The 3986-nt window shown below is 48.1% G+C and carries 4 protein-coding genes; all 4 read left to right on the top strand.

The genetic code is table 11. From position 1 onward, the window contains the following. The coding region (locus tag B3M90_RS05280) for a type IA DNA topoisomerase (RefSeq protein ID WP_290782865.1) at nucleotides 1–959 on the top strand (959 nt) is incomplete at its 5' end. After that, on the top strand, nucleotides 959–1378 hold the full coding sequence (locus B3M90_RS05275) for a hypothetical protein (RefSeq protein ID WP_290772694.1): 420 nt from the start codon (nucleotides 959–961) through the stop codon (nucleotides 1376–1378). The genes B3M90_RS05280 and B3M90_RS05275, both read left to right, overlap by 1 nt. Nucleotides 1379–1449: 71 nt before the next feature. Beyond that, nucleotides 1450–1896 (top strand): hypothetical protein, encoded by a 447-nt coding sequence (locus B3M90_RS05270; RefSeq protein WP_290782863.1) that lies wholly within the window; start codon nucleotides 1450–1452, stop codon nucleotides 1894–1896. 208 nt (nucleotides 1897–2104) lie between these two features. Continuing rightward, nucleotides 2105–3986 (top strand): HAMP domain-containing protein (locus B3M90_RS05265; protein ID WP_290782861.1); only part of this gene is annotated, 1882 nt, incomplete at its 3' end.

Genomic DNA, 3986 nt, shown 5'->3' with positions numbered 1-3986 from the left:
CCGGACGAGATGCGCAAGTCTACGACTTAATCGTTCGCCGTTTTCTTGCTGCCTTTGCACCGGACGCCGTCTCGGAGAAGACGGAAATCGTGACGACGCGTGAGATGGACCGTTTTTTGACGCGCGGCAGTCGGACGATTGATCCGGGCTTTAAACAGGTCTTACAAATCGAGTCAAAAGAAGTCGAATTGCCAGCCGTCGAACAAGGACAAGAGATGCCGATCAAAGGCTGTCGACTGCTCGAGAAACAAACGGAGCCGCCGAAACGCTATACGGAAGGGACGCTCATCCTCGGTATGAAAACAGCTGGTAAGTTGCTTGAAGACGATTTGCAAGCGATCATGAAGGAAGTCGAGGGACTCGGGACGGAAGCAACTCGTGCCGGGATCATCGACGGACTAAAACGGCGGGAATACATCAAACTCGTCAAAAAAGAGATTCATCCGACGCCAAAAGGTCGGATTTTGATTGATGCCGTGACGGGGAGTATTCTTGCTTCGCCAGAGATGACAGCGAAGTGGGAGAGCCGTCTCGAGCAAATCGGCAAAGGGGAGGCATCTGCTGCCCAGTTCATTGAACAGGCGAAGAAATTGTCGGAGCATCTCGTCGTCGATGCTAAACAACGAATTGAACAACTCGCCGTTGATCCGACACAAGTCAAAAGCAAGTCCCCGCGGGGTGCAACGAATCGTCCGGTCGGTCCCTGCCCACTGTGTCAATCAGCAGTGCTTGATCGTGGGAAGTTCTATGGCTGCAGTGGCTATCAAAAGAACAACTGTGGCTTTACGTTACCGAAAACGATCCTTGGTGCCCGACTGACGCAAACGGAAGTCAAAAAAGTACTAGCGGGTCAAAAAACAAAGCCACTCGAGATGAAAAAGAATGCGCGCCAGTTTAAGGCGATGCTATATCTCGAACGCGATCAATTAAAATTCGAATTCACGAAAGGGGAAGACTGATGCAATACGAACTGATTCAAAATCAAACGTTTCGTCCTGTCTTTGAACGACTGTTACAAGAAGGGCGCCGCTTGACGGTCTGGTTTCCGGACCATATTGAGGTACAGTCGGCAGAAGGACTGGTCGAAGAAGCAGAAGAACTTTTTGGTGTGACTGCGGAAGTGATCGATGATCCACAATCATTCGGCAAGCATATCCTGCTTCCGTACTTGACGGAAGTCGAGCACCGGGAAGATGGATTCATCCGCTACGAAGCTGAGTTGACGGAAGAGTTACGCCAACTCGTACGCGAATTGACGTTACCGATGCTGACGGAGGGCGACTTCGAAGTGTTGTATTCATATCAAATTGAGACGGAGACGGAACGCTTCTTCGTTGAAGACTGGTTCCAAGCCGAATTACAAAAACTACCTAACTAGGTGAAACTTTCTTGAAGAGGATAACGTAGGATAAGTGATCGTTATTATTCTATTCATTTGGAGGGCTCATCATGTTCACAGTAGCATTCATGGAAAGCGAATTGGGAGGCGACGGCTTCTTCTCGGGCATGCCGATTTTCATGGTCGGATTTTTTGTTCTCATCATCGGGTTCATTCTGTTTGGAGTCATCTCTGCAGCCTCAAAGGGAATCTCAACGAATTCATTGACGCAACAACTGCGCGAGTATGCGGCGCGTCTCGTCAGTCCGAATGAATCGGATGCACTGAATTACGTCGCTTACTTAGAAACGTTGACAAGTTTTCCGGTTGAAAAGACGAATCTCGAACCGTTCCGGATTGCGACCGGCATCTTAAAGCTTGTCCAAGGAACGGATCAGATTTCCGAAGCGACGAAAAAACAAGTCGTCGCCCAGTACTTACGGCTCGGTATTTTGGATGCGGATCATTTAGCGGACGAACAGCCGGTCCGGAGCCATAGCCATCACCATCATCATTAAAAAAGGGTCCTGAGGGGCTCTTTTTTTGTTGAAAACGATCGAATCGTGACATCTAATTGTCATATACAACGATTTAGATTAAAGTTGTATGAAATTGAAATCTTTTTGAGCAGAATGCTGTGTATCGATTGAAAAAAGTTTACAATGAATGGACGGGAATACCTTTATTGCTGGAGAATGATAAAGGGAAAGGAGTTGAATTCCTTTAATGAAAACATGGCTGAATCGAACGATTGGACGGCAAATCATGTCTGCGTTTTATGTGATTTTTCTGACACTGCTGCTAACGACAGGTGGTGTCTACCTATATACGAAACAACAGGTGGATGAATCACGCCAAGAATTAAAGATGTTAAACGAACATCGGACACGGGCGACCGATTTGTACGAATCATGGCAAAGCATGCAGTACGAGATGCGTGGCTTCGTCTTGCTTGGTGACGAAGAGATGTTAAAAGAAATCGAAGCAAAGAAAAATGGCATCAATCAACAAACGACTTGGTTCGAGCGCAATGCACGCTTCAAAGAAGAACGGCAGTATGCAACGGACGCACGGGAACTCTATACAGCGTATACCCAACGCGTCATGCCGAGCCTCGTCAATTATGTCGCGGCGAAAAAAGACGGCAAAGTGACGGAACCGTTCTTGAAGATGCCGACGCTTGGAAAGGTCACGAAATCAAAACCACTCGATCCACAGCGGAAGTTCAACATCAAGACGAAGAGTGCAGCTGATATGAGTTCAAGTATCGTTGATATGGAGACGGTCTTCACAAAATATCGTAATTCCTTAAACGATCAAGAGATGGCGGCGCAAGAGCAGCTTGGTAAACAAGTCAACTCGTCGCAAATTCTCGGAGCCGTCAATATTGCAATCCTCTTATTGATTACTCTCGTTTTCGTCCGACCATTCGTCCGCCGCTTGACGCGTCAGTTGCGTCAGTTGAACCGGGAAAGTGGACGACTCGCTAAAGGTGAGGATGCGACACCGATCGTCATCACGAATCGTCAAGATGAGATTGGTGAGTTGACGACGACGTTCAACCAGATGGCAGCCGCCATTTCCGGGCAAAAACATCAACTCGTCGCAAGTAACGACGAACTACAAAGTCAACAGGAAGAATTAATTGCCCAGCAAGAAGAACTTCAATCGCAACAGGAAGAACTCGAAGAAGCACTCGACATCACGTTACGTAACGAGACCCATTTGCGTTATCGCAATGAGTTGACCGAGACACTTGCGTCTCGCGAAACGTTGACGGCGTATCCGGCGATTATCGAAAAATTGATTACGATTACCGATGCGGAGCTCGGAGCAATCGTCTTCCTAGAGCAAGACCGCTATACGGATCTCGTCTCTTACGGGATGACGGCAGCTCAGGAGCACCAGTTATTACATGCTTCGACGTCATTACTCGAACGCACACGTCAAAACAAGCGTGCTGTTCGCTCGACAAAACAAGTCGCGAGTCATCATCCGCTCCCATATCCGTACGCGATGTACGAAATCGTCGTACCGGTGATGGATCCAGCGACGAACACAATGATTGCAAGCATTTATCTCGTCCGTTACCGGGATGCCTTTACGGAAGAGCAGACGAACGAAATCTGGTCGTTCTCCCGTCAATTGGCACTCTCCTTGCTCCGGATGCGTGTCTTTGAAGAAGTCGAACGAGAACGGGAAAAGACGTCCAAACTTCTCCATTCGATTCGGGAAGCGGTCATCTATATCGAAGGAGAGACGATTTTTGCCAATAAACCATTGCTCGCTTTATTCCATCATCCTGCGCACGATCAAGTGGCGGAAGAAGGATTGATGACGCTCGACGTCAAAATCGAAGAGTTGGCAGTGCAAGTCGATCAACATGAGGCGTTCTTAACCTACATGGATCATGTCTGCAGTCAGGAAATTCCGACGGAGAGCTTGGCGTTGTCCTTAAACAAGGAAGAGCGATTTGTCACGCTGTATGCAGAGGAAATTCATTACGGTGGTTGTTTCCGTGGCACGATGCTCGTCTTACGTGACGTGACAGCAGAGACAGCAATCGACCGGATGAAATCGGAATTTGTCTCGACCGTCTCGCATGAGT

Origin of the sequence: Exiguobacterium sp. UBA6309 (genome assembly GCF_002439205.1) — a bacterium.
Classification (GTDB): Bacteria; Bacillota; Bacilli; order Exiguobacteriales; family Exiguobacteriaceae; genus Exiguobacterium_A.
The sequence above is the reverse complement of the archived record's forward strand: the minus strand, read 5'-3'. Positions and strand labels throughout refer to the sequence as shown.

Bases quoted from the DNA above. Each gene is read 5' to 3' on its own strand.
- B3M90_RS05275 (WP_290772694.1), top strand. From the start codon at position 959: ATGCAATACGAACTGATTCAAAATCAAACGTTTCGTCCTGTCTTTGAA.
- B3M90_RS05270 (WP_290782863.1), top strand. From the start codon at position 1,450: ATGTTCACAGTAGCATTCATGGAAAGCGAATTGGGAGGCGACGGCTTC.